The following is a 25,784-nucleotide window of genomic DNA, read 5'->3' on the forward strand; positions in this document are numbered from 1 at the left end:
ACGGGAACGCGGATGGCATACCCGTCGAGCTTGCCCTTGAGCTCGGGCAGGACCAGGCCGATGGCCTTGGCGGCCCCGGTGGAGGTCGGCACCATGTTGATGCCGGCCGCGCGCGCACGGCGCAGGTCCTTGTGCGGGCCGTCCTGGAGGTTCTGGTCCGCCGTGTAGGCGTGGACGGTGGTCATCAGTCCGCGTTCGATGCCGAAGGAGTCCTGGAGGACCTTCGCCAGCGGGCCCAGGCAGTTGGTGGTGCAGGAGGCGTTGGAGATGATGTGGTGGTTGGCCGGGTCGTAGTCGCCGTCGTTGACGCCCAGGACCACGGTGATGTCCTCGTCGGAGGCCGGGGCCGAGATCAGGACCTTCTTCGCACCGGCGTCGATGTGCTTCTGCGCGTCGGAGGCCTTGGTGAAGAACCCTGTGGATTCGATCACGATGTCGACGCCCAGGTCTGCCCAGGGCAGGTTCGCGGGGTCGCGCTCGGCCAGGACCTTGATGCGCTTGCCGTCGACCAGGAGGTCCCCGCCGTCGGCCTCGACGCTGACGCCCAGGCGTCCCGCTACGGAGTCGTACTTGAGCAGGTGGGCCAGGGCCTCGGGGCTGGTGAGGTCGTTGACCGCCACGATCTCCAGATCCGCGCCCTGATCGAGCACCGCCCTGAAGTAGTTACGGCCGATCCGGCCAAAGCCATTGATTCCAATACGGGTAGTCACTGGTTTCCATCTCCTTATTAAGTGATGCTGCCAGGGCCTTTTCGGCCGGTCCGGCAGCTGCTTGCGCTGCACGCCGTTGTGCGGGTCCGATGATCCCTTTCGGTCCATCAGGTTCTGCGGTGCTTCGGGGCGGAGGCCTGCGCCTCCGCCCCGAAGCGCGTGCCCGTCCCGCGGAGGCGGGCACAGGCGGAACGCAACCGGGCGTCAGACGCCGGGGACGACCAGGCTCGATGCGCCGGACCGGGCACGGTCAAACCGTGCCGCGACGTCGGTCCAGTTCACGATATTCCAGAAGGCCTTGACGTAATCGGCCTTGACATTGACGTAATCGAGGTAGAAAGCGTGCTCCCACATGTCGAGCATGAGCAGCGGGATGGTTCCGACCGGAACGTTGCCCTGCTGATCGTAGAGCTGCTCGATCACGATGTTGCCGCCGAGCGGCTCGTAGGCGAGGACCGCCCAGCCGGAGCCCTGAAGGCTGATGGCTGCGGCGTTGAAGTGGCTGCGGAAGGCCTCGAAGGAACCGAACGCGTCGTCGAGTGCGGCGGCCAGTTCACCGGTGGGGAGGTCCCCTCCGTCCGGTGAGAGGTTCTTCCAGAAGATCGAGTGGTTGGTGTGGCCGCCGAGGTGGAAGGCCAGGTCCTTCGACAGCTTGGGAATGTTCCCAAACTCGCCCTTCTCGCGGGCCTCCGCCAGCTGTGCCAGCGCGTCGTTGGCACCCTTGACATAGGTGGCGTGGTGTTTGCTGTGGTGCAGCTCCATAATCCGCGCGGAGATATGCGGTTCAAGGGCCGCATAATCGTAATCAAGGTCGGGCAGCATGTACTGGCTCACGAATTTCCTCCATCTAATGGTGTACCTTTCCGGGGCCGCTTCCGGGCCGGTGAGGGCCGGAGACTGACCGCCGGGGTCCCGCCGCCGAAGAGGCAGGCTTGCCCTCCCATCCTATGCAAGGATTCACTCGTCCAGCATGTCGGCGGTGACATTGGCGTCGGTTCCCGGAATCCCGATCTCCTGGGCCCGCTTGTCGGCCATGGCCAGCAGCCGGCGGATCCTGCCCGCGATGGCGTCCTTGGTCATCGGAGGGTCGGCGAGCCGGCCGAGTTCGTCGAGGCTTGCCTGCTTGTGGCCGACCCGCAGCTCCCCCGCGTACCGGAGGTGTTCCGGGACGGACTCACCGAGGATCTCCAGTGCCCGCTCCACGCGGGCGCCGGCGGCAACCGCTGCCTGCGCGGACCGGCGCAGGTTGGCGTCGTCGAAGTTCGCCAGCCGGTTTGCCGTGGCACGGACCTCCTTGCGCATCCGCCGTTCCTCCCACACCATGAGGGCGTCGTGGGCGCCCATGCGCGTGAGCAGGGCCGCAATGGTGTCACCGTCGCGGATCACCACGCGGTCCACGCCCCGCACCTCCCGCGCCTTGGCGGCGATGCCGAGGCGGCGGGCGGCACCCACGAGGGCCAGCGCGGATTCCGGGCCGGGGCAGGTCACCTCGAGGGAGGACGAGCGGCCCGGCTCGGTCAGGGACCCGTGGGCCAGGAACGCGCCGCGCCAGACGGCCTCGGCGTCAGCCGCGGAGCCGTTGACGACGGCGGAGGGCAGCCCGCGCACGGGCCTGCCCCGGGTGTCGAGCAGCCCGGTCTGGCGGGCGAGGGACTCGCCGTCGCGCACCACCCGGACCACGTACCGGTTGCCGCGGCGCAGGCCGCCGCCGGATACAACGATGATTTCGCTGTTGTGCCCGTAGACCTCGGCGATGGCCGAGCGGACCCGGCGCGCGGTCGACGCGAGGTCGACCTCCGCTTCAATCACGATCCGGCCCGAGATGATGTGCAGCCCGCCGGCGAACCGCAGCAGGGCGGACACCTCGGCCTTGCGTACCGAGGACTTTTTAACTTCGAGGTGCGAGAGCTCCTCTTTGACGTCCGCAGTCAGCGCCACCAGTTCACTCCTAGTTCTCCCCAAACATGTCTTTGTACGCCGTTGCGAGGCGAAGCGGATCATGGACGGGTTTTCCGGTTGAAGAACCCACTTTACCCAGAACGGCCCGGCCGCCCATTCCGGCGACCGCCGCCTCGAACTGCGCACGGTCCCCCACGACCGCCGGATCGGCCAGCACGACGTCCACGGTGAACTCCGGCGCGTAGCGCTTGATCACGGCAAGGTGGTCCACGGCGGTCATGCCCTGGGTCTCCTTGGTGTCATTGGTCATATTCATCGTCAGGCAGCGCTTGGCGGAGGTGCGGCAGAGCGCGTCACGGAGCTCGGGAAGCAGCAGGTGCGGCAGCACCGAGGTGTACCAGGAGCCCGGGCCGAGGATCACCCAGTCGGCCAGTTCGATCGCCTCAAGGGCGTCCTTGCAGGCCGGCGCTGCCTCCGGGAGCAGCCGGACGTTGCTGACGTTCCCGCCCTCGGCCGCGACCGCAAGCTGGGCCTGCCCCACGATGGTCTTGAGCCGCAGCCCTCCCCCGGACTCGGTGAGGATGTCCCCCTCGATGGTCAGCGGCACGCTGGCCATCGGCACGACCTTGCCGCGGGCGCCCAGCAGCGCACCGGCCCACTGCAGGCCCGCCACGGGGTCGCCAAGCAGTTCCCAGAGGGTCACGATGAGCAGGTTTCCCAGCGCGTGGTTATCGAGCGAGCCATCGACGCCGTCGGTCGAGGTGAAGCGGTGCTGCATGACGTCGCGCCAGGTGCGGCCCCAGTCCGTGTCGTCGCACAGGGCGGCAAGCGCCATCCGCAGGTCCCCGGGCGGAAGCACCCCAAGTTCCCTGCGCAGCCGGCCGGAGGACCCGCCGTCGTCGGCGACGGTGACCACGGCGGTGAGGTCCTGGGTCAGCAGGCGCAGCGCTGACAGCGAGGCGGACAGCCCGTGGCCGCCGCCGAGGGCCACCACCGAGGGCGTCTTCTCTGCCGGCTCGCCGTCGCGCCGGTTCGCCGTCGGAACCGGGATCAGGGGCAGCGGCCCCGAAAAGAGTGCCACTACTCCCGCCCCAGGTCCCGGTGGTGGGCGGCCACCTGCACCCCGGGCAGCTGGGCGAGCCGCTGGGCGATCTCCTCGGTCACCGCGACGGAGCGGTGCTTGCCTCCGGTGCAGCCGACCGCGATGGTCGCGTAGTGCTTGTTCTCGCGGCGGTAGCCGTCGAGGACCGGGATCAGGGCGTTGACGTAGCGGGTGACGAAGTCCGAGGCGCCGGCGGCGCCCAGCACGTACTCCCGCACGGGCTCATCGAGCCCGGTCTGCGGGCGCAGCTGCGGCACCCAGTGCGGATTGGGGATGAACCGGACGTCGGCCACGAAGTTCGCGTCGACGGGGAGGCCGTATTTGAAGCCGAAGCTCAGCACGTTGAGCCGCAGCACGATCGGCCCGGACTCCGAGAAGAGTTCAGTGACGGCGGTGGCCAGGGCGTGGACATTGAAGTCGGTGGTGTCCACGACGATGTCGGAGGCGTACTTCACCTCCTTGAGCACGTCCCGTTCGGCCGCGATGCCGTCGAGGATCCGGCCGTCACCCTGGAGCGGGTGGGGGCGCCTGCCCTGTTCGAACCGGCGGACCAGCTCCGCGTCGTCGGCGTCAAGGAAGAGCACGCGGTAGTTCACCCCGGCAGCGCGCAGCGCGGCGAGGGCGGCCTTGATGTCGTTGAACAGCTTCTTGCTCCGCACGTCGATCACCACGGCGAGCTTCGGGATGGACTGGGGCATGCGGGCCACCAGTTCGGTCAGCGTCCCGAGCATCTGCGGCGGGAGGTTCTCGACCACGTACCAGCCGTGGTCCTCAAGCGCGTGGGCGGCCGTGCTGCGTCCGGCACCCGACATGCCGGTGACGACCAGCAGCTCCGATTCGGTGGGTTTGACCGGGGTCAGGCTGTCAGCCTCAGTCATGGATGCGTCCGTTCCGGCGTAGGTGGTGCGGATGTGCTGCGCCGCAGGCAGCGGGCGCCGTCCTCAGCCTAGCTAAGAATCGAGGATCTCGCCCGTGGTCAGGTTCACAGCGGGAGCAGCCTCCTGCCCCGCCCCGCCGGCCAGCCCGTTCCGGATGGCTTCGGCCAGAGCCGGACCGATGCCCGGGACCTCCAGCAGGTCCTCCACCGAGGCGGCCTTCAGCTTCTTCACCGAACCGAAGTGCTTCAGCAGGGCCTTGCGTTTCGACGGGCCAAGGCCCTGGATTCCATCGAGGGCCGATTCGGTCATCGACTTCCCGCGCTTCTGGCGGTGGAAGCTGATGGCGAAGCGGTGGGCCTCGTCACGGATGCGCTGCAGGAGGAACAGTCCCTCCGATGCCCGCGGCAGGATGACGGGGAAGTCGCTGCCGGGCACCCACACCTCTTCGAGCCGCTTGGCGAGGCCGACGACGAAGACGTCGTCAATGCCGAGGTCCGCCAGCGCGCGGGAGGCCGCGGCGACCTGGGGCGGGCCGCCGTCGACGACGACCAGGTTCGGCGGGTAGGCGAACCGGTTCTTCGTCGTCGCCGTCGTGGTGTCCGCCAGCGGAACAGCCTCCGCCCCGGCAGCCGCGCCGTTGTCCGCCGGGGAACCGGCGCCTTCCCCGTCCGCCGGGGAGCCGGTGCCGGTGCCGGTGTCCTCATGCACACGGCCGGCGAGGTAGTTCCGGAACCGGCGGTAGATCACGTCGTACATCGAGGCAGTGTCGTCGCGGGCGGCGTCGCCGGTGATGGAGAAGCGGCGGTACTCCGACTTGCGCGGCAGTCCGTCCTCGACCACCACCATGGAGGCGACGACGTTCGTGCCGGAGACGTGGGAGATGTCGAAGCATTCGATGCGCATCAGCGGCTGCGGCAGCTCAAGTGCCTCCTGCAGTTCGGTCAGCGCCGCCGACCGCGTCGTGAGGTCCCCGGCGCGCCGGCTCTTGTGCAGGCGCAGGGAGTCAGCGGCGTTCTGCTGGACGGTGCCCATCAGGGTGGCCTTGTCTCCGCGCACCGGTACCCGCACGTCGACGCGGGCCCCGCGGAGCCCGCGCAGCCACTCAAGGACCTGCTCGGCGTTGCTGGGCATCACGGGCACGAGGACCTCGCGCGGAATCCGGTCGTTGCCGGCCCCGCCCTCGCCGTACACCTGCTGCAGGAGGTGCTCCACCAGGTCTGGGGTGTCCATGTCCTCAACCTTTTCCACGACCCAGCCGCGCTGGCCGCGGATGCGCCCGCCGCGCACGTGGAAGACCTGCGCCGCAGCCTCGAGCTCGTCCTCGGTCAGGGCGAAGATGTCGGCGTCGGTGTCCTCGCTGAGGACGACCGTGTTGCGTTCGAAGACCCTCCGGAGCGCGGCGATGTCGTCGCGGGTCCGTGCCGCGGCCTCGTAGTCGAGCTCGGCGACCGAGGCGGCCATCTTCGCTTCGAGTCCGGTGATGAAGCGCCTGGCCTCGCCCGACATGAACGCCACGAATTCCCCGGCGAGGGCCTTGTGGTCCTCCGGGGAGATCCGCCCGACGCAGGGCGCCGAGCACTTGTCGATGTAGCCCATCAGGCAGGGCCGGCCGGAGCGTTCGGCACGCTGGAAGACGCCGGAACTGCAGGTGCGCACGGGGAAGACCCGCAGGAGCGTATCGACGGTCTCCCGGATGGCCTTGGCGGGGTAGAAGGGCCCGAAGTACCGGGTGTCCTTCTTCTTGTCGCCGCGCATCACCTGCACGCGGGGGAACTTCTCCCCCATCGTCACCGCGAGGTAGGGGTAGGACTTGTCGTCCCGGAACATCACGTTGAAGCGAGGATTGAATTCCTTGATCCAGGTGTATTCGAGCTGGAGGGCCTCGAGTTCGCTTCCCACCACCGTCCACTCCACGCCGGCTGCGGTGTGGACCATGGCCCGGGTGCGGGGCATCAGGCCCTGCGGGTTCGCGAAGTAGGAATTGAGGCGGGAGCGCAGGTTCTTGGCCTTGCCGACGTAGATGACCCGGCCATGCTCGTCGCGGAACCGGTACACGCCGGGGTCCTGCGGTATTTCCCCCGTCTTGGGGCGGTAGCTTGCTGGGTTTGCCACAGTTCAATCCTATGTTCTTTGTCCGGGCGGCCCTGACGTTTCAGCCCTGCGCGCACCGGTCCTGCAGCGCGGGCGCACCGGACGGCACCCCCGGGGGCCCGCTATTCGGCGGGTGCGCCCTTGTTGTAGCTGGCCGAGCGCTCCTGCCCGCTGAGCGCGGCGATGGAGTCCATGATGGTGTCGGTGGCGCTGCGCCGGGCAGGCAGCGGATGGCCTGGTCCGGTCTTCTCGAAGGACAGGGGCGCGCCGATCCTCATGGTGAAGTGCTGCGGCCGGATGCCGTTGCTGCCCGCAGGCTGCAGCGCCTCGGTCCCGATCAGGCCCACCGGCACCACCGGGGCTCCGGTGGTCAGCGCCAGCCAGCCCACGCCGGTCCGTCCGCGGTAGAGCAGCCCGTCGCGGGACCGGGTGCCCTCCGGATAGATGCCGACGCCGCTGCCCTCCTCGAGCAGGTCGAGCAGGGTCTTCAGGGCCTGCACGCTGGCCGCCTGTTCGCCGCGCTGCACGGGAATGGACCCGACACCCTCGAAGAAGGAGCGCATCATCGCCCCCTTGACGCCGGTGCCGGTGAAGTACTCGGCCTTCGCGAAGAACGCCACCCGGCGCGGCATCAGGGCCTGGATGAGGACGCTGTCGAGGAAGGAGAGGTGGTTGGCCGCGACGATGAACGGACCCTCGGTGGGGACATGCCCGAGCCCTTCGACGGTGGGCCGGCAGAGGCCGGCGATGAGGCCGCGCGTGGTGCTGCGGGTGAGGTCATAGATTCCCACGCAGCACCTCCAGGAGCTTCTCCGCGCTGTCGACGACCGCGGTCGCGCCGGCCTCCTCGAGCTCGCCCGGCGCGGCGAAGCCCCAGGACACCCCCACGCAGTCAAGCCCATTATCGGCCGCCCCCAGCACGTCGTGCGAGCGGTCTCCGACCATGATTGCGCTGTCGCAGCGGCCGAAGTGTTCCGCCAGCGCCGCGGCGATGATGGGTTTCTTTCCCGGCAGTGCCGCGGCGGCACGTTCGTCCCGCGGTGCCCCGTGGACCGAGTCGAACAGGCCGATCATGCCCTGGGCCGTCAGCAGTTCCTCGGCGAGCCACTCCGGTTTCTGGGTGGCCACGGCCACCCGGGCCCCGTCCGCGCGGAGCTCACGCACGCAGTCGGCGATCCCCGGGTAGGGGCGGCTCTGGGCCATGCCGACGGAGCGGTAGCCGGCGCGGTAGGCGCCCATCACCCGGTCGATAAGGTGTTCGGGCACGCCGGCGATGTTCCGCAGCGAGGTGACCAGTGCGGGCCCCACCATGCTCGAGACCACCCGGGGGTCCGGCACCGGCAGCCCGTGTTCCCGCAGGGCCGCTTCGATGCCTCCGGTGATCGACCCGGCGGGGTCGATCAGGGTTCCGTCGAGGTCGAAGAGGACGAGCGCCTGCGAATTAGTCACCGGGCAAGTTTGCCATAAGGCACCCCGCCCGCCGCACTCCTATTCCCCGCGGGGAATGTTCAAGGGGACGCCGGGAGGATCTCCGCGAGGAAGGTGCCGGTGTGGCTCCTCTCGCTGCGCGCGACCTGTTCCGGGGTGCCGGTCGCGATGACCTCGCCGCCGCCGGAGCCACCGTCCGGCCCGAGGTCGACCACCCAGTCGGCGCTCTTGATCACATCGAGGTTGTGCTCGATCGTGATCACGGTGTTCCCCTTGTCGACCAGGCCCTGCAGCACCAGGAGGAGCTTGCGGATGTCCTCGAAGTGGAGCCCGGTGGTCGGCTCGTCGAGCACGTACACGCTGCGGCCGTTGGAACGCTTCTGCAGTTCGCTGGCGAGCTTGACGCGCTGCGCCTCGCCTCCCGAGAGGGTGGTGGCGGGCTGGCCCAGCCGGACGTAGCCGAGGCCGACCTCGACGAGCGTGTTCAGGTGCCGGGCGATCGGGCTGAACGCGGCGAAGAACTCGGCGCCCTCCTCGATCGGCATGTCGAGCACGTCGGCGATGGTCTTGCCCTTGTAGTGCACCTCGAGGGTTTCCCGGTTGTAGCGGGCGCCGTGGCAGACCTCGCAGGGCACGTAGACGTCGGGCAGGAAGTTCATCTCGATCTTCAGGGTGCCGTCACCGGAGCAGGCCTCGCAGCGCCCGCCCTTGACGTTGAAGGAGAACCGCCCGGGCAGGTAGCCGCGGACCTTCGCCTCGGTGGTCTCGGCGAAGAGCTTGCGGATGTGGTCGAACACCCCGGTGTAGGTTGCGGGGTTGGACCGGGGCGTGCGTCCGATCGGGCTCTGGTCGACGTGGATCACCTTGTCGAGGTGGTCGAGGCCATCGATGCGCTTATGCCGCCCTGCGACCTGCTTGGCGCCATTGAGCTTGTTCGCAAGGACCTTGTACAGGATGTCGTTCACAAGCGTCGACTTGCCGGAGCCGCTGACCCCGGTGACCGCGGTCAGGACGCCGAGCGGGAAGGAGACGTCGAGCTTCTTGAGGTTGTTCTCACGGGCGCCGACGACCTTCAGCTGGCGCGACTTGTCGATCTTCCGGCGCTTGGCCGGGATCTCGATCTTCCGGCGGCCCGAGAGGTAGTCGCCGGTGATGGACTTCTCATTGGTGAGCAGGTCCTTGAGCAGGCCGGAGTGGACCACCTCGCCGCCGTGTTCACCGGCACCGGGGCCGATGTCGACGACCCAGTCCGCCTCGTGGATGGTGTCCTCGTCGTGCTCCACGACGATCAGGGTGTTGCCAAGGTTGCGCAGGCGGGTCAGGGTCTCGATCAGGCGGCGGTTGTCGCGCTGGTGCAGGCCGATCGAGGGCTCGTCGAGGACGTAGAGCACGCCGACGAGGCCCGAGCCGATCTGGGTGGCAAGGCGGATCCGCTGGGCCTCTCCACCGGAGAGGGTTCCGGCGGCGCGCTCGAGGTTGAGGTACTCGAGGCCGACGTCGAGCAGGAAGGTCAGGCGGGCCTGGATCTCCTTGAGGACCTGGTTCGCGATCTGCGCCTCGCGCCCGGTCAGGACGAGGTTGTTCAGGAAGTCGCTGCAGTCGCGCATCGGCATGGCCGCCACCTGGGCGATGGACTTGCCGTTGATGAGCACCGACAGGGACGCCGGGTTCAGCCGCGCGCCGCCGCATTCGGGGCACGGGATCTGCCGCATGTATTCCTCATACCGGTCACGGGCGTGGTCCGACTCGGTTTCGAGGTGCTTGCGGTGGATGTACTGCACGGCCCCCTCGAAACCGGTGCTGTACTTGCGCTCCCGACCGAAGCGGTTGCGGTACTGCACGACCACCTTGTGGTCCTTGCCGTACAGGGCCGCCTCGCGGGCACGGTCCGGAAGCTTGCGCCATGGAACGTCCATGCTGAAGTTCAGTTCCTTCGCCAGTCCTTCGAGGAGCCGGGTCCAGTATTCGAGGGTTGCGGTGCCCAGCGACCAGGGGGCGATGGCGCCTTCGGCGAGGCTGAGGTCGGGGTTCGGGACGACGAGTTCCTCGTCCACCTCGAGCTTCGTTCCGATGCCGGTGCAGACGGGGCAGGCGCCGAACGGGTTGTTGAAGGAGAAGGACCGAGGCTCGATCTCGTCGATGGCCAGCGGGTGCTCGTTGGGGCAGGCGAGGTGCTCCGAGAACGCCCGGACCCGCTTGGCGTCGTCGTCGGGCAGGTCGACGAAGTCGGCCAGGACGCGCCCCTCGGCGAGCTTCAAGGCGGTCTCGACCGAATCGGTGAGCCGCTGGGAGATGCCCTCCTTGACGACGAGGCGGTCGATCACCACCTCGATGGTGTGCTTGAACTGCTTGCCCAGCTTCGGCGGGTCCGTCAGCTGGACGAGTTCGCCGTCGACGCGGGCGCGGGAGTAGCCCTTGGCCGAAAGCTCCTGGAAGAGGTCGACGAACTCGCCCTTCCGGCCGCGGACCACGGGCGCGAGGATCTGGAAGCGCGTTCCCTCGTCGAGTTCGAGAAGCTGGTCGACGATCTGCTGGGGTGTCTGCTTGGCCACCGGCTCGCCGCAGATGGGGCAGTGCGGGCGGCCCACGCGCGCCCACAGCAGGCGCATGTAGTCATAGATCTCGGTGATCGTGCCCACGGTCGACCGCGGATTCTTGCTCGTGGACTTCTGGTCGATCGACACGGCCGGCGAGAGGCCCTCGATGAAGTCGACGTCGGGCTTGTCCACCTGACCCAGGAACTGGCGTGCGTAGGCCGAGAGCGACTCGACGTACCGGCGCTGGCCCTCGGCGAAGATCGTGTCGAACGCGAGGGATGACTTCCCCGACCCGGAGAGCCCGGTGAACACGATGATGGCGTCCCGGGGCATGTCGAGGTCGACGTTCTTGAGGTTGTGCTCGCGCGCACCCTTTACGACGAGGCGCGACAGGTCCGGGTGCGGAATCAAGGGGTCGGAAGAGTGCTGTTCCAGGGAGTTGGCTATAGACACCGTTCCACTGTAATTCAATCCCGCTTCGAAGACATATTCGAATAGGGTTTAATTCGCGCCACACCGGTGCGACGCGCCGGACCGGTTCACGCTCGGCGCAATGCCGCCCGCAGATAGGCCACTGCCTCTTCCTCCTTGAGCCCGCTCGCCTTGACGATGCGGGCGTAATCCGCTGCCCCTTCGGCGGCCCGCCGCCGGGCCTCGTCCCCGGCCGCGGCGATCACCGTTCCGGCGCGGGATCGGGTCACCACGATCTGCGCCCGCTCCAGCTCGCGGTAGGCGCGGGCGACGGTGTTGGCCGCCACCCCCAGATGCGCCGCGAGGGTCCGCACCGGGGGCAGGCGGACGCCGACGGCGATGCGCCCGCTGTTCGCGGCCTCGACGATCTGCTGACGCAGCTGCTCATAGGGCGGATACGGGCTCGAGGGATCGAGTTCCAGCCACTCGGGTATTTCACTCTCCACTGCTGCCCCTTCCGCCGGGCGCGGCGGCCTCGAATGCGCCGCGCATGCCGAACTGCCCCGCCGGGGCCCTGTTACGTGCACAATACCGCGAACGGGGCGTTGGCTGAGGTGCTCGGCCGCTATGCGCCCCAAGGTGAAGCCCGCCCGCCTCCAAGCGGTCCGGCGGGCTCCTGTCCTAGGGTGGGTCCATGATTCTTGCCGAACTTTCCTCAGTGGTGATCCGCCGGCTCGCGGTGGGCGGAATGGACAACAACGTGTACCTGTTCACCGCCCGCGGTTCCGGCCAGCAGGTGCTGATCGATGCGGCCGACGATGCGCCCGCCATCGCCGGCCTGCTGGCGGAGGGTGCCCGGGACACCCCCGCCGCGGCACGGCTTGTCCTCGTGGCGACGACGCATTCGCACTGGGACCACGTGCGGGCGCTGGCCGCCGTCGTGGAGGCGACCGGGGCACGCACGGCCGCCGGCGCGGCCGACGCCCCCGCAATCGAGGTGCCGACCGACGTGCCCCTCGAGCACGGCGACGTCGGTTCCTTCGACGGATTCGACCTTGAAGCCATCCACCTCCGCGGACACACGCCGGGCTCCGTGGCCCTGCTGTTCCGCGACCCGCAGGGCCCGGCGCACCTTTTCACCGGCGATTCGCTCTTCCCCGGCGGGCTGGGCAACACCCAGGGCGATCCCGTCCGGTTCGCTTCGCTGTTCGCCGATGTGTTGGAGCGGGTGTTCGACTATCTCCCCGATGACACGCTCGTCCATCCCGGCCATGGGAAGGGAACGACACTGGGCGCCGAACGGCCGCACCTCGCGGAGTGGTTCGAGCGCGGCTGGTAGCGGAGCGGCCTGCCGCACGGGCTGCGGAACAGCGCACTGAATCGGTGACGGCTGTACGCGCTCCGGGCCGGAATCAGGGCTTGAGCCATTCCAGCCGGCGCGGGCTGAACCCGAACTCCTCCCGCGCGCGGCGGTTGCTTGCACCCCTCATCTTCGTCGCGTAGAACACTCCGTCCGCATCGGTCTCCTCGGTGATCGGATACTCGGCCGGTTCGGCACCTCCGGCGAAGGCGCTGAAGGCCCGCATCACGTCCCGCATGGGAAGGGGGTCGCTGTCGGTGACGTTCACGGCCCCGGTCGCCTGGGACTCGACGGCGATCCGCGCCGTAAACTCCGCCGCGTCGTCGACGTGGACGAAGGACCAGACCCCGGAACCGGAGCCGAGCACGCCCAGCTGCCCGGCCCGCGCCTGCTCACCCATGTCGCCGTCCGGCGAGTACCAGGTTCCCGGGCCGTAGTAGAACCCGTAGCGGAGGACCAGTCCGGTGGTGCCCTCGGGAAGGGACCGGATCCGGTCCTCGACCTGCACGAAGGCCCCGGCGCTTCCGTCCACCAGGGGCGGCCCGTCGGCGACGAAGGGCTCTGATTCCTCGGCGAGCCCCTCGCCGGGCCGGTAGAAGTAGGAGCCGGACTGCGCGATGAAACGTGTCGCTCCCGCGGCAAGGGCGGCCGCCTGCACATTCGCTCCCCCGCGCACCCTTACCTCGTTCGAACTGGCGAGGGTGTCGCGCATCGCCTGCGGCGAGTAGTGGCGCGGCAGTGCCGTGAGTTGGTCGATGACGACCTCGGGCCGCACGCCTGCGACCGCCCGCGTCACATCCTCAAGATCGAGCACATCCGCGATGATCGGCGTCGCGCCGTCCGCCGCGATGCGCGCGGCACCCTCGTTTCCCCGCGCAATTCCCCACACCTCATGGCCCCAGGAGACGAGGTGACGGACGATGGGACGTCCGATGGCGCCGCCGGCACCGGCCACTAGTACACGCATTTTTTTCCTCCAGTTGGACTGATTGGCGCCCGAGTGGGCGTTCCGGGATTCAGTGTCGGTCCAGCGGCAGGAGGGTGCCAATGAGATGGGACGTTCCCACCCGTTTCGTTTCACCGCCACCAGGAAGCACCGGCCGAGGGAGGCGCCGGGGGCGCCCGAGCTGTCCAGGGTGGGGAAGCCAAAGCGGCCGGTTAACGCAGTAGTCCCGGCCCCTACCCGGGACCGGGACTACTGTCTTCGTTGCGGGGACAGGATTTGAACCTGTGACCTCTGGGTTATGAGCCCAGCGAGCTACCGAACTGCTCCACCCCGCGGCGTAGTAAGAACGCTACAGCCCGGCGGTCGAATAAGCGAATCCGCCGGGGGTCCGGGCGGTCCGCCCGTCCGCGCCCTGCTGGTTCAGGGCCCTGCTGGTGCACGCTTCAGATCGGCCGCGAGGTCCCAGGGGTGCGCTCCCGCGGCGGCCGCGCCGAGCGACTCGACCACCGACCGGGTGCGCTCCTTCACCGCCTGCTCGTGGCCGGGCGTGGAACAGGATCCGGCCGGGCGGTCCGGGCCCAGCGCGCACCATCGGTAGGGGTTGGACACGATGACCGAGGGGAGCCAGGCGAGGTCGCTGACCGCCCAGTGCCCGGCCTCGTTCCGGCTGAATCGAGCGCGGACCGCAAGACCCTCGTTGTTCACGTCGTAGACCGGGGACAGCTCGGTCACCGCGTTGCCGAGCCCATAGGCGATCCAGGTGCCGTTGTACTTCTCGACCGGAAGGACCGAATGCGTGTGGTGCCCGTAGATGAAGTCGATCAGCCCGCTGTCGGCGAGCGCATGAGCCGCCTCGGTCTGCTGCGCGTTGGGCACTGAGGCGTACTCGTCCCCGGCGTGGAGGGCGGCAAGGACGACGTCGGCGCCCTGCTCCCGTGCCGTGCGGGCCTTGGCGACCATCGCCGGGACGTCGAGCAGGTCGACCCGCCACGGCTGGTCGGGTGTTCGGCCGTTGAGGGCGTAGGTGGCCTCGATGAGGGCGACCTTCGCGTCCGGCGTATCGAGGATCAGGGGCTGTTGCGCGTCCGCGGCGCTGGCATACGAGCCGGTGTGCTCGAGCCCGGCCGCATCGAGGGCGGCGAGGGTACGCAGCACCCCGGCGGGTCCGGCGTCGAGGGTGTGGTTGCTCGCCGAGGTGCAGGCGTCGTACCCGACCTCCTTGGCCGCGGTGAGGATCTGGGGCGGCACGTTGAACGTCGGGTAGCCGGCGTAGGGGCCCTCCGGGTCGGACACCGGGGTCTCCAGGTGGCACACCGCAAGGTCGCCCGACGCGAGGTACGGACGCTGGCCGGCGAGGAGTGGTTCGAAGTCGAGGGGCGTCCTGCCGGTCACCGCGGCGTCCGCTGCCGCCTGGTCCCACAGCTGGGGGTGGACCAGCATGTCCCCCGTGACGACGACGTCCAGGCAGTCGCCGCAGGCCCCCGGCGACGGGGCGGATGCGGCCGGCGGTGCAGGGGCGGCGGGAACGGCCGGCGCTTCCCGGCCTCCGGAGGCGCCGGGCAGGCAGCCGGCACAGAGCAGCGCCAGGATGGTCAGGGCGGCGGGGCCGTAGCGCGCTCTCCCTCGGGCGCGCGGTGGCTGGCTGCGTGGAATGCGGTCTCCTCGGGTGGTACGCCCATGATAGGCCTCCCCGAGGACTCAGCTGGACGCCTCCAGCGAGTATCGGAGCCACAGCACCTGATGGGGTTCGAGGCCGAGCCCGGCGGACACCGTCAGCTCCCGGCCCGAAATGAGATCGACGGCGGAACCGGGCAGGCCGGAGAGGGTCTCCGCGGTGACCTCCTGTCGGGAGTCGGCGAAGTTCGCCAGGACCAGGACCAGTGAGGGCTTCGGGCCGGGCGCACTTGGCCGCTGGTACCCCAGGACGGAGGGATTGTTGGTGCCGAAGGGCACCAGCCGGCCGCCCGCGAATTCCGGGGCGGCGGCCCGGACCCGAATCAGGCGCTGCAGGCCCGAAAAGACCGCCCCCGGCGCGGTGGCCGGATCGTCCTTCAGCGCGTACCGGGCCGCCGGGTAGGCGGGCCGCCCAACCCAGCGGCTGTCCCCGGCCTTGCCCGGGTCCTGCGTGTACCCGTAGTCGTTGAGCTGGCCCACCTCGTCCCCCAGGTAGATCAGCGGGATGCCCCCGGTGCTGAGCACGATGGCGTGGGCGAGCAGGATCCTGCCCACGGCGCCGGCGTCGCCCGCCTCCAGTCCGGCCAGCGACGCCGTCGTGCCCGAGATGCGGCAGTCCCCGGTGCGCGGGTTCTCCTGGAACGGCACACCGCGGGCGAAGCTGCCCGGGAAACGGTTGACGAAGAACGCATTGAGGAAGCGCCGGTGGTCGTACCCGCCGATGCCGAACTCTGCCGCATCCTCATCGGAGAAGGTCCAGCCGATGTCGTCGTGGCTGCGCACGTAGTTCACCCAGGCGGCGCCGGGCGGAACGGCGTGGCGGCGCTCGAGGGCCTGGGCCAGGAGGGAGACCTCCCGGGTGGCCAGGCTGTTCCAGATCAGTGCCATCTGCAGGGGGTTGTAGCTCAGCTGGCACTCCCCCGGGCTGATGTACTGCACCACCTCGTCGGGGTGCACGATCGCCTCGGACTTGAACAGCAGGGACGGCGCGGCGAGCCGGCAGACCGCGTTGAAGGCCTGGAGGAGGAGGTGCGCTTCGGGCAGGCTCTCGCAGGCCGTGCCCAGCTGCTTCCACACGAACGCCACGGCATCCATCCGCAGGACCTCCACGCCCTGGTTCGCGAGGAAGAGCATTTCCCGCGCCATCGCGCGGAAGACCGCGGGGTTGCGGTAGTTGAGGTCCCACTGGAACGAATGGAAGGTGGCCCAGACCCAGCGCCCGTCGGGCAGCGGCACGAAGGACCCGGGGTGGTCGTCCGGGAAGATTTCGCGCACAGTGCGTTCATACGCATCCGGCATCTCCCGGTCCGGGAAGATCCAGTAGTACTTCTCGAATTCCGGGTCGCCGGCGAGCGCCTTCCGGGCCCACTCGTGTTCGTTCGAGGTGTGGTTGAAGATGAAGTCCACGACGAGCGAAATGCCGTTCGCCCGCAGTTCGGCGGCGATCGAGGCGAGTTCCTCAATGGTCCCGAGAGCCGGGTTCAGCTCCCGGTAGCTGGACACCGCGTAGCCGCCGTCGGAATTCGACTCCGGCGCGAGGAACAGCGGCATGAGGTGAAGATACGTCAGGCCAAGTTCACGGAGGTACGGGATGCGCGCCCGCAGCCCGGAGAGGTCCGTGGCGTACAGATCCACGTAGCAGACCCCGCCCAGCATCCCGTTGGACTGGAACCAGTCCGGTGCCGTGGCCCGGGCGGCGTCGAGCGCCTTGAGCCCGGCGGGCCGCTGCTGCCACGACCCGGCCGCCTCCACCGCCAGCAGCACCAGCTCGTCGTCAGCACCGCCGCCGTAGATCCGGCGGAAGAGGGACCGCAGGCGGGGGAATTCGCTGCGGAACCGCGCCTCGAAGGAGTCCCAGTCGGCGTCCAGGGTCCCCGCACGCCGGGCCGCCAGGACCTCCGCGGGGATGGACTCTTCTCCGAGGTGCTTCTGGAAAACCATGGGCACAGCCTATTGCAGGCGCACCGACCGCAGGGCCGGAGGCCGAGGCACACCTGGCGCCGCCTTGACGGGCACCCGGGGGCGTGCCTGCGCGGGCGCCGTCCTGCACCCCGTGCGGGTGCCGGGACCCCGTTCCCGCCGATCTCCACGGCACACCGGGAAAGGACCCCTCCGTCCGCCGGGCGGCGCTAGGGTGAAGCATGCAATTTCGACCGCCCTTGCTGCGTTCCGCCGTCCTCGGTGGAGCGCTCCTGCTCGCCGTCGGCTGCGGTACGCCCGGGGCTCCCATCGCCTGCACCGAAATCGGAGCCGAGGATGGTGTAGCGGTGATCGTGGCCGCCGAACGCGCCCGCGGGGTGAGCGGGCTTGCGCTCGAGGTCTGCTGGGAGGGCCGGTGCAGGGAACCGGAACTGAGGTTGGAGGCAGGATCAACGACTGTGGATCTGGGCTGCAGCCCCGATGGGACGTGCAGCGGCTCGGCCAGCCCGGACGGCACGCTTGTCGGGTTCGCTCCGCTCGATCTTCCAGAAGGTGAGGTCGAGGTGAGGGCGGCCGTGACGGGCCCGGACGGTCACGCCGGGGAGCCCGACTCGGTCCGCGCCACAGCGGAGGTGGTCCGCCCCAACGGCCCGCGGTGCCCCGGAGAGGCGCACCAGCTCGCTCTCACGCTCGACAGCGACGGCCTTTCACCGCGCTGACCGCTCCGGGATGGAACCTCCCTACGGCATTACCTCCTGTTGCGCGGCCTCGGCCAGTGACCGGAGCACGCGCCGGTCCTCATCGGTGAACTCCCTCGGATTCTGGTCGATGACGCAGAGCGTGCCGATGGTCCACCCGCCCGGGCCCAGCAGCGGGTGCCCTGCGTAGAAGCGGATGTGCGGTTCGCCGACGACGAGCGGGCTCGATCGAAACCGGTCGTCGGTCAGCGTGTCGCACACCACCATGGGCCCGGCACTGCGGATCGTCTGGTTGCAGAATGTGCTCTCCCGCTCAAGGTTCTGGCCGAGCGCGCCGATGACCGACTTGAGGAACTGCCGGTGCTCGGCGATCAGTGCCACGATCGACGAGGAGACTCCAAAATATTCACGTGCGCGCCGGGTGATCCGGTCAAAGCGCTCCTCCGGGGGTGAATCGAGCAGGCCCGTCTCCCGCAGGGCCCGCATCCGCTGGGCTTCGGCCTGCTCGGCCGAGAGGAAGACGGCCCCCGCCGCGCCGAGCGAGTCGACGGGGTCGCCGGTACCTGCCCCTGCTGCGCTGCCCGTCCCGCTGGAGGGGTCCGCCCACCCACCCGGGCCGAGACCGGGCGCTTCACGGCCGGCCTCCGCCAATGCCTCTCGCAGTGTCTGGGAGAGGATGTCCCGTTCGAGTGACGGAATCATCTGGAGCCCCTGCAGATACGCGTCGATCTCGATCTGGGCGAGTGAGCCTCCGACGGCGAAATAGCGGATCCACACCTCCTCGGCGTCGAGTCCCGACTCGGAGGCCGCACGCGACGCCAGCTCTCGCTGCCTCTGCTCATCCACCGGGAACCTCGAATGTGTGTGCGGGCCCGGCCGCGGTGCCGGCCCCTGGAAACCGGTCCCCGCATTCAGGACCGAGGACCGGTCGACGGCCCACGACCGAGGCTATGCCACGGGCGGGTTGCAGAAAAGCCAAAGTTCCACCGGTCGGGAGCCGGAAAAAATGCTTCAGGCACCGGTCCCGATGAGCTAAATGGGGACTCCTAGCCCTAAGCTGATCCAATGCGGAAAGATGTGGGAAGTGATTCGGTGGCGCGCCAGCTCCAGCAGCTCATTCTTGAGTCCGGGAATGTCGAATTGTTCCTTGAGGCGTTCGCCTCCCACACCTCGACCATCCTCGAGCCCGGGGTCAAAACCCACTGCGGCATCACGCTGAAACGCAACGACCGTGCCACCACTGTGGCCAGCAGCAGCGTCGCAGCAACCGAGCTCGACGAGGTCCAGTATGGCTACGGGGACGGGCCTTGCCTGACCGCGATCCGGACCGGCGAGACCGCCGTCGTGCAGGATGCGCGGACCGATCCCAGGTGGCCCGAATACCTCGACGCGATCGAGGACCGCGGCTTCTATTCGGTCCTCGGGGTACCCCTGATGACCGGTGGTGACGGCGGCGCCGCGGTGAACCTGTACGCCGAGGAGCCCGGTGTGTTCACTCCCGACATCGTGGGCCGGGTGGAGGAGTACGCGGCCGAAGCGGCAAGCACCCTTGAACTCGCCCTGCAGCTGGCCGCACACAAGGACGCGGCCGCCAACCTGCAGGCGGCAATGGAGTCACGCACGAACATCGACATCGCGGTCGGCATCATCATTGCCCAAAACCGCTGCACCCAGGAGGAGGCCATCCAGATCCTCCGACGGGCCTCAAGCCACCAGAACGTCAAGCTCCGCGTCCTCGCCGAACAGCTGGTGCAGTCGGTCGCCACGGCACCTGCCACCACCCACTTCACCAACTAGGCCCGCGCCGGTCTGGCGCTGATGCCATGCCTGCGCCTTCCGAAAGCGACCCCGTGCCCCTGCCGCGTCCCGTCACCGCCGCGCTCGGCCACGCCCCGGGGCTCCTCGTCATGGCGGCCGCGGTTGCCCTCGCCGTCCTTCTGGCGAACCTCCAGGGATTCGCCGGCGCGCTGGTCATCGCCCTCGGCCTGGGCCTGCTCGTACGGAACAGCGGACTCTTCCACCCGCGACTGAAGCCGGGCATCCGCGCGGCCACCAAGCGCTTCCTCCGCCTGGGGGTGGTGGTGCTGGGCCTACAGCTTTCCCTCCCGGAGATCGTGGGCCTTGGCCTGCCGGTGCTCGGGCTCATCGTCGCCTCTGTGTTCGTCAGCTTCTTCCTCACCCGGTACATCGGCGAGCGCCTGGGCCTGAGCCGCGCCGCGTCCACCCTGATGGCCGCCGGGTTCTCCATCTGCGGCGCATCTGCGATCGCCGGCATGCAGAGCATCGTGGACGCTGACGACGACGAGGTGGCCAGTGCCGTGGCCATGGTGACGCTGTATGGTTCCGCGGTGATCCTTGGACTTCCGGTGGTGGGTGGTCTCCTGGGGCTGTCCCAGGAGACCTTTGGCCTGTGGTCCGGCCTGGCCGTGCACGAGGTGGCCCAGGTGGTGGCAACCGCCAGCACCGCCGGCGCTGCGGCCCTGGCGGTGGCCACGGTCGTGAAGCTCGGCCGGGTTGTCCTCCTGGCGCCGGTGGCCGCGCTGGTCTCCTTCGGGATCAGCCGCTCGAAGGAACATTCACGCGCGGCCGGCACCGGCTCGACGCCGGCCGTACCCCTCTTCGTCGTCGGGTTCCTGGTGCTGGTCCTCGTCCGTTCCACCGGCCTCGTCCCGGCCCCGGTGCTGCAGGGCGCCTCGGTCACGGCGACGCTCCTGCTGGCGGCTGCGATGTTCGGCCTCGGCGCCGGGATCCACATTCCCCAACTTGCGCGCACCGGCGGGCGCAGTCTGATCCTCGGTGGCATCTCAACGGTTTTCCTTGGGTCGGTCACCCTCGCCGGCGCCGTCCTGGTTACCGCGTAGGAGCCCCGCGCTGCCGGGATCGGCCCCGGGGGCCGGCGGGCCGCCCTCCGGGCGTCAGAAGCCTGTCTGGTAGCCCCGCAGACTGGTGTCGTTCGGGTTGACGGGCCGGTCCTCGGCCGGGAGCGTGTGGTCGTCGTGCCGGTCGGAATAGGTGCGGGGCCTTCTCACGGCGGCACGCCGGCGGCCGGCGATCAGGGCCGCTGCCCCTGCCAGCAGGGCGGCGGCTCCGAGGCCGAGAAGGGTCAGGGCTTCCGCCCCACCGCCGTCTCCGCCGTACGTGGCCCGGTTGAAGGCATCGATGCCCGGCACCAGCAGGGCCGCCGCAAGGACGAGGAGGGCGGCCCCCGCTCCGGTGAGCCTCTGCCCGGGTTGAGCCGCCCGTCTGCTGCTGGTCATCGGTTCCCCCCTCGCGGCGGGCCGTTGAGACCCTGCCTGCGCCCAATGTACCTCCGAAAGGGCGGCCCGGACAGGGCGGCCCGGCAGTCCCCCTCCCGTGGCACAGCCACGTGGAACTTCGGCCCCCCGGGCCGTGCCCGGCCCGACCGCGCTGGAGGCTCGCACTCGTGGGCGCCACGCGGGTGATCCCCTTACGGGCGCTCCCGCGTCCCTAACCTGACAGCGCCGCAAGGAGCTCCCGCTCCTCGTCACGGGTGAGTCCCGCCCGCCGGGGGCTGTCGGGCCCCTGGGCCTCCTCCCACTCCAGGGCCGCCTTCAGTGTTTCCTCGAGGGGGCGCAGCACGAGGCCCGCGTCCAGCGCGCGCTGGTTGGACCGGGCGTTCATCCCCTGCCAGTCCGGATCGCTGAGCCACAGGGGCAGCGAACGGGGGCCTGCCCATTCGCCCACGCCCCGGGCGTGCAGCCACTGCGCGTCCGCCGTCACCACCGGTCCGTCGTGCCCGGCGACCCGGCGGGCCGCGGCGAGATGGTCGGCCAAGGACCTGCTATGCCCCATGGCGTTGTACACCCCGCCGCGCTGCTCCTGGCAGCAGGTCACCACCCACGCCGCGAGGTCCCGGACGTCGATGACCTGCGTGGGCAGATCCGGCGCTTCCGGGACCAGCACCGACCCGCCGGGACCGGAGGGGTGCGCAAACCGCAGCGGCCAGTACCCGGTGCGGCCGGACCCGTCGCCGGGTCCCCCAATGAGTCCGGCGCGGGCGATCATGCTGCGTGCGGGGCCGAAGGCCTCCACCACGGCCTGCTCACAAGCCACCTTGGCCGGCCCATAGGTCTCCAGAGTGTCCATAACGTCGGAGCCAAGGGGCGGCAGGAGGGGCGCGTCCTCGTCCTGACCGGGCGGACCCTGATCCGCATAGGCGCTGCCCGAGGAGATGAAGAGGTAGTAGCCGGCGTCCCGGAGATCCCGGACCGCACGCCGGACCTGGCCGGGCTGCCGGGAGACGTCCACGACGGCATCCCAGCGGCCTTCGGCGACCCGGCGGAGCCCTTCATCGTCGTCGCGGTCGACCTCCACGAAGGACGCCCCGCCGGGAACCGCTCCCGAGCGTCCCCTCGCGGCACAGGTCACCTCATGGCCGCGCTCCACCGCGTGCCGTGCAATCTCATGGCCGAGCCAGGCGGTACCCCCAAGGACAAGTAGTTTCATTAGGCCATCAAATCAGCTTCACCGCTCCGGCGGAAGGCCGGCTCACCAGGACGTGCTGTAGGGCTCCGACCAGAGAATCGCCGTCAGGGTGACGCCCTTGAACCAGGCGGTGTACATCGCGTCAAGTTCCTCGGGATCCGACGTCCCTTCGGCGAGGAACGGGCGCATCGTCGCGGTCAGGGGGACGATGAACCCGATCAGGTACCGCATCCTGATCTCGGCTGCCGGAGACTCCACCGCATCGGTGAGGTTCTTCTTCGCCGAGGTGTGGCGCAGGCCCACTTCGTGCTGGTAGTTCAGCCAGTCCTGATCGTGCTCGCGTGAACAAAGGTCGACGACCCAGACCTTGAAGCGCTCGCGCACCGCTGAAAGGTAGTCCGCATCGGGGTTCCCGTCGGCGCCGGCAAAGCTCTCAATGAGGAACGGGTGGTCGCCGACGTAGCCGTACCAGACGTCGAGGATCTTGTCGGTGCGCGGCTCAAGGATCGGCCGGGCCCGAAGCAGTGCCTGCCGGTCGGCGTCCGTCCACAGGATGGTTTCTTCGATCTTCCGGAGGTCGTCGAGCGAAACGGGGCTGGTTTCCAGATCCGCATTGCCATAGGTGTAACCGCGGGGTCCGTTCATGGCGGCCCTTCCTGAGTAGCGGGGAGGCCGGTCAGCGGCGGTGGCCTGCGTGGAATGGGGACCGGCCGGGGGTGCGTGCCCGACGCGGCCGGGCGGGTCGTGCACCTCCGCGGGGGCCTCCCGCTGGGGATGCAACCTACGTCTCCGGCCGGGCTGAACTTCGCACAGGTGGAGGGGCGCGTATGCAGTGGTCTGCGCGTCGGCGCTGACGGCCCTCGTAGTCTAAATTCGCGCTGGGTGGAAATCAAAGAATGACAGGGCGTCGGAGCCGGCCCGCAGCCGCTCAGGTGCCGAACCGGTCCAGCGCGACGCGGTAGTGGGCCCAGTACCGGGGACCGGCGGGCAGCAGCGGAAGTGTGCGCCGGCTTGCCCACTGGAGGGCGCGCAGCGCGGTCCGGTCGCGGCGCCGCCATGGAAGGCCGTAGGCGTCCCGCAGGGCAGGCGGGAGCACTCCGGCCGCAAGCACCGAGGCTGCCGCCCGAGCCGGTGGTGCCAGGATCGGCGGGTCGGGCGCAAGGATCTGCCGTGCGAGGGCCGAGGCCGTCGGCCCAACGCGCAGGACATCGCGGACCTGGCCGTCGACGTAGCGCGCCAACCCGGGATAGTCCTCCGGGAGCAGCCGGGCGGGGATGCCGAACTGGTGCGCCAGTCCGGTCATGTCGCGGTAGTACGCGTCGCGTTCGGCGTCCGGGACCGGGCGGGCGAAGCCGTCCGTGACGGTGACCGCCGTCCAGACGAGCGTCGCGAACACCCAGAGTGCCAGCTCCGGATCGTCCGCGCGGTAGGGCGTTCCTGCCGGCAGTGACCCGTCCGACCGGGGCAAGGTTCCGTGCACCGGGCGGTGCCGGCGCTGGACGTGCCGGGCAGCGGCGCGTACCTGGTCCTGGTCGCCGAAGGTAATGGTCAGGACGGCATCCAGGGTGCCCCGCAGCCGGCGCAGCGGGTCGGAGGAAAAACTGCTGTGGGCCCGAACCCCTTCCGCGACCAGCGGGTGTGCCAGCTGCAGCAGGAGCGCGGCCGGGCCCGCGGCGAGCAGGATCCGTTCCCTGCCGATCCGCCACGCCGCCGACGCCGGGCCGAAGAGGCCCGGGTCCCCGGGGTGCCCCGGCGGCGGGGCCGGCGGGAAGAACGCGTCAAGCCTCGGCATCGAGTCCCCCTGGGCAGGAGACACCGCGGCGCGGGGCGGGCGTCCCGGCCCCGGTCACTGACCTTCTGCCTGCTTGGTGGCGGCATCCACGGGCGCGGAGGTGTCCGGTACTCCCGGAACCCCGGCGTCGTCGTCGACCCACTCCAGCAGGTCACCGGGCTGGCAGCCGAGCACCCTGCACATGGCCTCCAGGGTGGTGAAGCGAACCGCCTTGGCCCGCCCGTTCTTCAGCACCGCCACATTCGCCGGCGTCAGGCCGATCCTTTCGGCAAACTCGCCCACGCTCATCTTCCGCTTCGCCAGTTCCACATCGATCCGCACCACAATGGCCATCAAATCACCTCGTCCAGCTCGGTGCGAAGCTTCCGCGCTTCAACGTCCCGGTCCACGGCCTGGGCAAGCAGTGCCCGCAGCACCAGCACGATGAGGGCCACGGCGGCGATCATGACCGCCACTCCCCCGATCAGCAGGACCACTCCGGGTGCGACCGCCTCGCCGGGAGCGAGGGCGACGCCCAGCCCGAAGGTGAGCAACGATGCCGCCGTGAAGGCGCCGATGACGATGTCGACGAGCCGGAAGGCGCTTGAGGAGAACACGGTCCCCCGCCTCACCATCGTCAGCAGCCCCCACACACAGACCATCGCCGTCTGAAGGGCGAGGATGATCAGCACCGTGAGGACGACAAGTGGAGTGCGGATCGCTGCCACGTCGGGGTCGGCCTCGCGCAGGTCCACCCCGAGCAGGGGAACCATCACAATCTGAACGAACAACGAGCCTGCGAACATCATTCCAAGCACGACGCGCAATGCAATGACCGTTAGATTTCCCATTTTCTCTCCCTTAGCCGTTCAACACTCTAAAGTTATCGACTTTCAATAGAAACTGCAAGAGATACGATAGTTGGCTAACTAGAAGTGATGCCGGTTGATCCAGTCCCCCTCGGAGGTCAGGTCGGTGCCCGGCTCTACGTTCAGGGCCTCGAGGACGGGCTCGGCCAGCACCTCGTCGATGAAGGCGCGCGTCCCGCAGACGATCGTGGAGTCGAAGTCGATCTCCGAACCGACGAACCAGGCCCGGTCGCCGGGCCAGATCAGCTGGGGCATGGGACCTGGGATGCCACCGAACCAGCCAATGCCTGCCCGCAGCGGCCAGGTGGGGTCGGCCAGTTCGTCAGCGGTGGCGTCGAGCAGGATGTAGCGCCGGCCGGGCAGCTCCAGGTACGGACCCCCTGCCAGGGCAAGGGCGACCGCGGGGTCGACCGCCGCGGCGTAGGCGGACCCCGCCTCGTCGCGGGCAGCCCTCCGCTCCCCGTGTGAAGCGCCTGCCGGGGTGAAGGGCATCAGCTCCGCACCGGCCACGTCCCAGCCGGACCACAGCCCGAGGGTGAGCGGCGCAGCAGTGGTGGTCGCCCCGCGTGCCACTGTCAGCAGGACCGCCAGGAGCTCCGGCTCAAGGTGCCCGGGGGCGGGCGCGTCGAGGTCCCACCCGCTCGACAGCCGAAGGGTGATATCGGTGGCACCTGCGATCCCGGCCCACTGCACCTGCGGGTGGATGACCGCCCCCGTGTGCGCCGCGGCCCGTGCCCAGGACCATCGGGTGGGCCCGCCAGGAAGTCCCGCACCGGGGCCCGTGTCCACCCCGAGCCCCGGCGGTGTGGCCCGGGGCGGGTGGAGCACCCGCGCGTATGCCTCGAAACCGGTGGGCACCACACTGCCGACCGAGCCGGCGCGTCCTGTCAGCCGGGGACCGATCCAGCCCCCGCGCCCCGTTTCCCCCGACCACCGCATAGGGAGATGGTGCCATACCGATGCATACTGCCCGCTGCGGGCACGGGCCGGGTTTTCTCCACGCCAATCACGTAACACGTCTATCGAAGTAGAACGACCTGTCTG

Annotated in this window: 25 protein-coding genes and 1 tRNA gene; 4 read left to right on the plus strand and 22 right to left on the minus strand. The window is 69.4% G+C overall.

Annotated elements, in window-relative coordinates:
- The 10 genes from QZX79_RS00690 to QZX79_RS00735 form a co-directional block, all read right to left on the minus strand.
- Nucleotides 1-710, minus strand: a 710-nt coding sequence (locus QZX79_RS00690; protein WP_294563313.1) for a type I glyceraldehyde-3-phosphate dehydrogenase, incomplete at its 3' end; no start/stop codon positions are given.
- A 204-nt stretch (nt 711-914) separates the two neighbouring features.
- On the minus strand, nt 915-1,544 hold the full coding sequence (locus QZX79_RS00695; RefSeq protein WP_159616354.1) for a superoxide dismutase: 630 nt from the start codon (nt 1,542-1,544) through the stop codon (nt 915-917).
- 123 nt (nt 1,545-1,667) lie between these two features.
- Nucleotides 1,668-2,648, minus strand: coding sequence for a DNA-binding protein WhiA (whiA, locus tag QZX79_RS00700; RefSeq protein WP_120168237.1), 981 nt, complete (start codon nt 2,646-2,648; stop codon nt 1,668-1,670).
- 10 nt (nt 2,649-2,658) lie between these two features.
- Complete coding sequence (gene yvcK, locus QZX79_RS00705) at nt 2,659-3,690, minus strand: uridine diphosphate-N-acetylglucosamine-binding protein YvcK (RefSeq protein WP_294563320.1); 1,032 nt, start codon at nt 3,688-3,690, stop codon at nt 2,659-2,661.
- On the minus strand, nt 3,690-4,589 hold the full coding sequence (rapZ, locus tag QZX79_RS00710; protein ID WP_294563322.1) for an RNase adapter RapZ: 900 nt from the start codon (nt 4,587-4,589) through the stop codon (nt 3,690-3,692). The genes yvcK and rapZ overlap by 1 nt, the downstream gene beginning before the upstream one ends.
- 72 nt (nt 4,590-4,661) lie before the next feature.
- Nucleotides 4,662-6,701 carry an excinuclease ABC subunit UvrC gene (gene uvrC / locus QZX79_RS00715; RefSeq protein WP_294563324.1) on the minus strand — a complete coding sequence of 680 codons (2,040 nt, stop codon included), beginning with the start codon at nt 6,699-6,701 and terminating at the stop codon, nt 4,662-4,664.
- Between the two features lie 101 nt (nt 6,702-6,802).
- Nucleotides 6,803-7,471, minus strand: coding sequence for a 1-acyl-sn-glycerol-3-phosphate acyltransferase (locus QZX79_RS00720; RefSeq protein ID WP_294563326.1), 669 nt, complete (start codon nt 7,469-7,471; stop codon nt 6,803-6,805).
- Nucleotides 7,458-8,129, minus strand: a complete 672-nt coding sequence (locus tag QZX79_RS00725; protein WP_294563327.1) for an HAD hydrolase-like protein — start codon at nt 8,127-8,129, stop codon at nt 7,458-7,460. Before QZX79_RS00725 ends, QZX79_RS00720 begins: the two co-directional genes overlap by 14 nt.
- A 59-nt stretch (nt 8,130-8,188) precedes the next feature.
- Nucleotides 8,189-11,098, minus strand: coding sequence for an excinuclease ABC subunit UvrA (gene uvrA / locus QZX79_RS00730; RefSeq protein WP_294563329.1), 2,910 nt, complete (start codon nt 11,096-11,098; stop codon nt 8,189-8,191).
- 86 nt (nt 11,099-11,184) lie between these two features.
- Complete coding sequence (locus QZX79_RS00735; protein WP_294563331.1) at nt 11,185-11,562, minus strand: GntR family transcriptional regulator; 378 nt, start codon at nt 11,560-11,562, stop codon at nt 11,185-11,187.
- 188 nt (nt 11,563-11,750) lie between these two features.
- Between QZX79_RS00735 and QZX79_RS00740 the strand changes: the two genes are divergently transcribed.
- Nucleotides 11,751-12,395 (plus strand): MBL fold metallo-hydrolase, encoded by a 645-nt coding sequence (locus QZX79_RS00740; protein WP_294563333.1) that lies wholly within the window; start codon nt 11,751-11,753, stop codon nt 12,393-12,395.
- Between the two features lie 73 nt (nt 12,396-12,468).
- Here QZX79_RS00740 and QZX79_RS00745 read toward each other — a convergent pair whose 3' ends face one another.
- From QZX79_RS00745 to QZX79_RS00760, 4 genes are all read right to left on the minus strand, one after another.
- Nucleotides 12,469-13,383, minus strand: coding sequence for an NAD(P)-dependent oxidoreductase (locus QZX79_RS00745; RefSeq protein ID WP_294563335.1), 915 nt, complete (start codon nt 13,381-13,383; stop codon nt 12,469-12,471).
- A 240-nt stretch (nt 13,384-13,623) separates the two neighbouring features.
- Nucleotides 13,624-13,697: transfer RNA gene (locus tag QZX79_RS00750), tRNA-Met, on the minus strand.
- An 85-nt stretch (nt 13,698-13,782) separates the two neighbouring features.
- Nucleotides 13,783-14,826 carry a CapA family protein gene (locus tag QZX79_RS00755; protein ID WP_294563437.1) on the minus strand — a complete coding sequence of 348 codons (1,044 nt, stop codon included), beginning with the start codon at nt 14,824-14,826 and terminating at the stop codon, nt 13,783-13,785.
- Nucleotides 14,827-15,060: 234 nt separating this feature from the next.
- Nucleotides 15,061-16,977 (minus strand): alpha-amylase family protein, encoded by a 1,917-nt coding sequence (locus tag QZX79_RS00760; protein ID WP_294563337.1) that lies wholly within the window; start codon nt 16,975-16,977, stop codon nt 15,061-15,063.
- A gap of 200 nt (nt 16,978-17,177) precedes the next feature.
- On the opposite strand from QZX79_RS00760, the gene QZX79_RS00765 reads away from it, so the two are divergent.
- Nucleotides 17,178-17,675, plus strand: a complete 498-nt coding sequence (locus QZX79_RS00765; RefSeq protein ID WP_294563339.1) for a hypothetical protein — start codon at nt 17,178-17,180, stop codon at nt 17,673-17,675.
- A gap of 21 nt (nt 17,676-17,696) precedes the next feature.
- Here the strand turns inward: QZX79_RS00765 and QZX79_RS00770 are convergent, their stop codons facing one another.
- Nucleotides 17,697-18,500, minus strand: a complete 804-nt coding sequence (locus QZX79_RS00770) for a GAF domain-containing protein (RefSeq protein ID WP_294563341.1) — start codon at nt 18,498-18,500, stop codon at nt 17,697-17,699.
- Nucleotides 18,501-18,731: 231 nt separating this feature from the next.
- Between QZX79_RS00770 and QZX79_RS00775 the strand changes: the two genes are divergently transcribed.
- Nucleotides 18,732-19,451 (plus strand): GAF and ANTAR domain-containing protein, encoded by a 720-nt coding sequence (locus QZX79_RS00775; protein ID WP_294563343.1) that lies wholly within the window; start codon nt 18,732-18,734, stop codon nt 19,449-19,451.
- A 26-nt stretch (nt 19,452-19,477) separates the two neighbouring features.
- A complete protein-coding gene (locus tag QZX79_RS00780) occupies nt 19,478-20,515 on the plus strand; it encodes a YeiH family protein (protein WP_294563345.1) in 1,038 nt (345 codons plus the stop codon).
- A gap of 54 nt (nt 20,516-20,569) precedes the next feature.
- Here the strand turns inward: QZX79_RS00780 and QZX79_RS00785 are convergent, their stop codons facing one another.
- The 7 genes from QZX79_RS00785 to QZX79_RS00815 all read right to left on the minus strand — a co-directional run bounded on the left by QZX79_RS00785 (nt 20,570) and on the right by QZX79_RS00815 (nt 25,601).
- Nucleotides 20,570-20,911 carry a hypothetical protein gene (locus tag QZX79_RS00785; RefSeq protein WP_294563347.1) on the minus strand — a complete coding sequence of 114 codons (342 nt, stop codon included), beginning with the start codon at nt 20,909-20,911 and terminating at the stop codon, nt 20,570-20,572.
- Between the two features lie 211 nt (nt 20,912-21,122).
- Nucleotides 21,123-22,121, minus strand: coding sequence for an NAD-dependent epimerase/dehydratase family protein (locus tag QZX79_RS00790; protein ID WP_294563349.1), 999 nt, complete (start codon nt 22,119-22,121; stop codon nt 21,123-21,125).
- 42 nt (nt 22,122-22,163) lie between these two features.
- The gene (locus QZX79_RS00795; RefSeq protein ID WP_294563352.1) at nt 22,164-22,745 is read right to left on the minus strand and encodes a protoglobin domain-containing protein; all 582 of its coding nucleotides are present in this window, start codon (nt 22,743-22,745) and stop codon (nt 22,164-22,166) included.
- A gap of 283 nt (nt 22,746-23,028) precedes the next feature.
- A complete protein-coding gene (locus QZX79_RS00800) occupies nt 23,029-23,892 on the minus strand; it encodes an oxygenase MpaB family protein (RefSeq protein ID WP_294563354.1) in 864 nt (287 codons plus the stop codon).
- A gap of 54 nt (nt 23,893-23,946) precedes the next feature.
- Nucleotides 23,947-24,225 (minus strand): helix-turn-helix transcriptional regulator, encoded by a 279-nt coding sequence (locus tag QZX79_RS00805; protein WP_294563357.1) that lies wholly within the window; start codon nt 24,223-24,225, stop codon nt 23,947-23,949.
- A complete protein-coding gene (locus QZX79_RS00810) occupies nt 24,225-24,722 on the minus strand; it encodes a DUF2975 domain-containing protein (RefSeq protein WP_294563360.1) in 498 nt (165 codons plus the stop codon). Before QZX79_RS00810 ends, QZX79_RS00805 begins: the two co-directional genes overlap by 1 nt.
- A 78-nt stretch (nt 24,723-24,800) precedes the next feature.
- Complete coding sequence (locus tag QZX79_RS00815) at nt 24,801-25,601, minus strand: hypothetical protein (RefSeq protein ID WP_294563363.1); 801 nt, start codon at nt 25,599-25,601, stop codon at nt 24,801-24,803.
- Nucleotides 25,602-25,784: the final 183 nt, after the last annotated feature.

Origin of the sequence: uncultured Arthrobacter sp., assembly GCF_902805515.1 — a bacterium.
Lineage (GTDB): Bacteria > Actinomycetota > Actinomycetes > Actinomycetales > Micrococcaceae > Arthrobacter_D.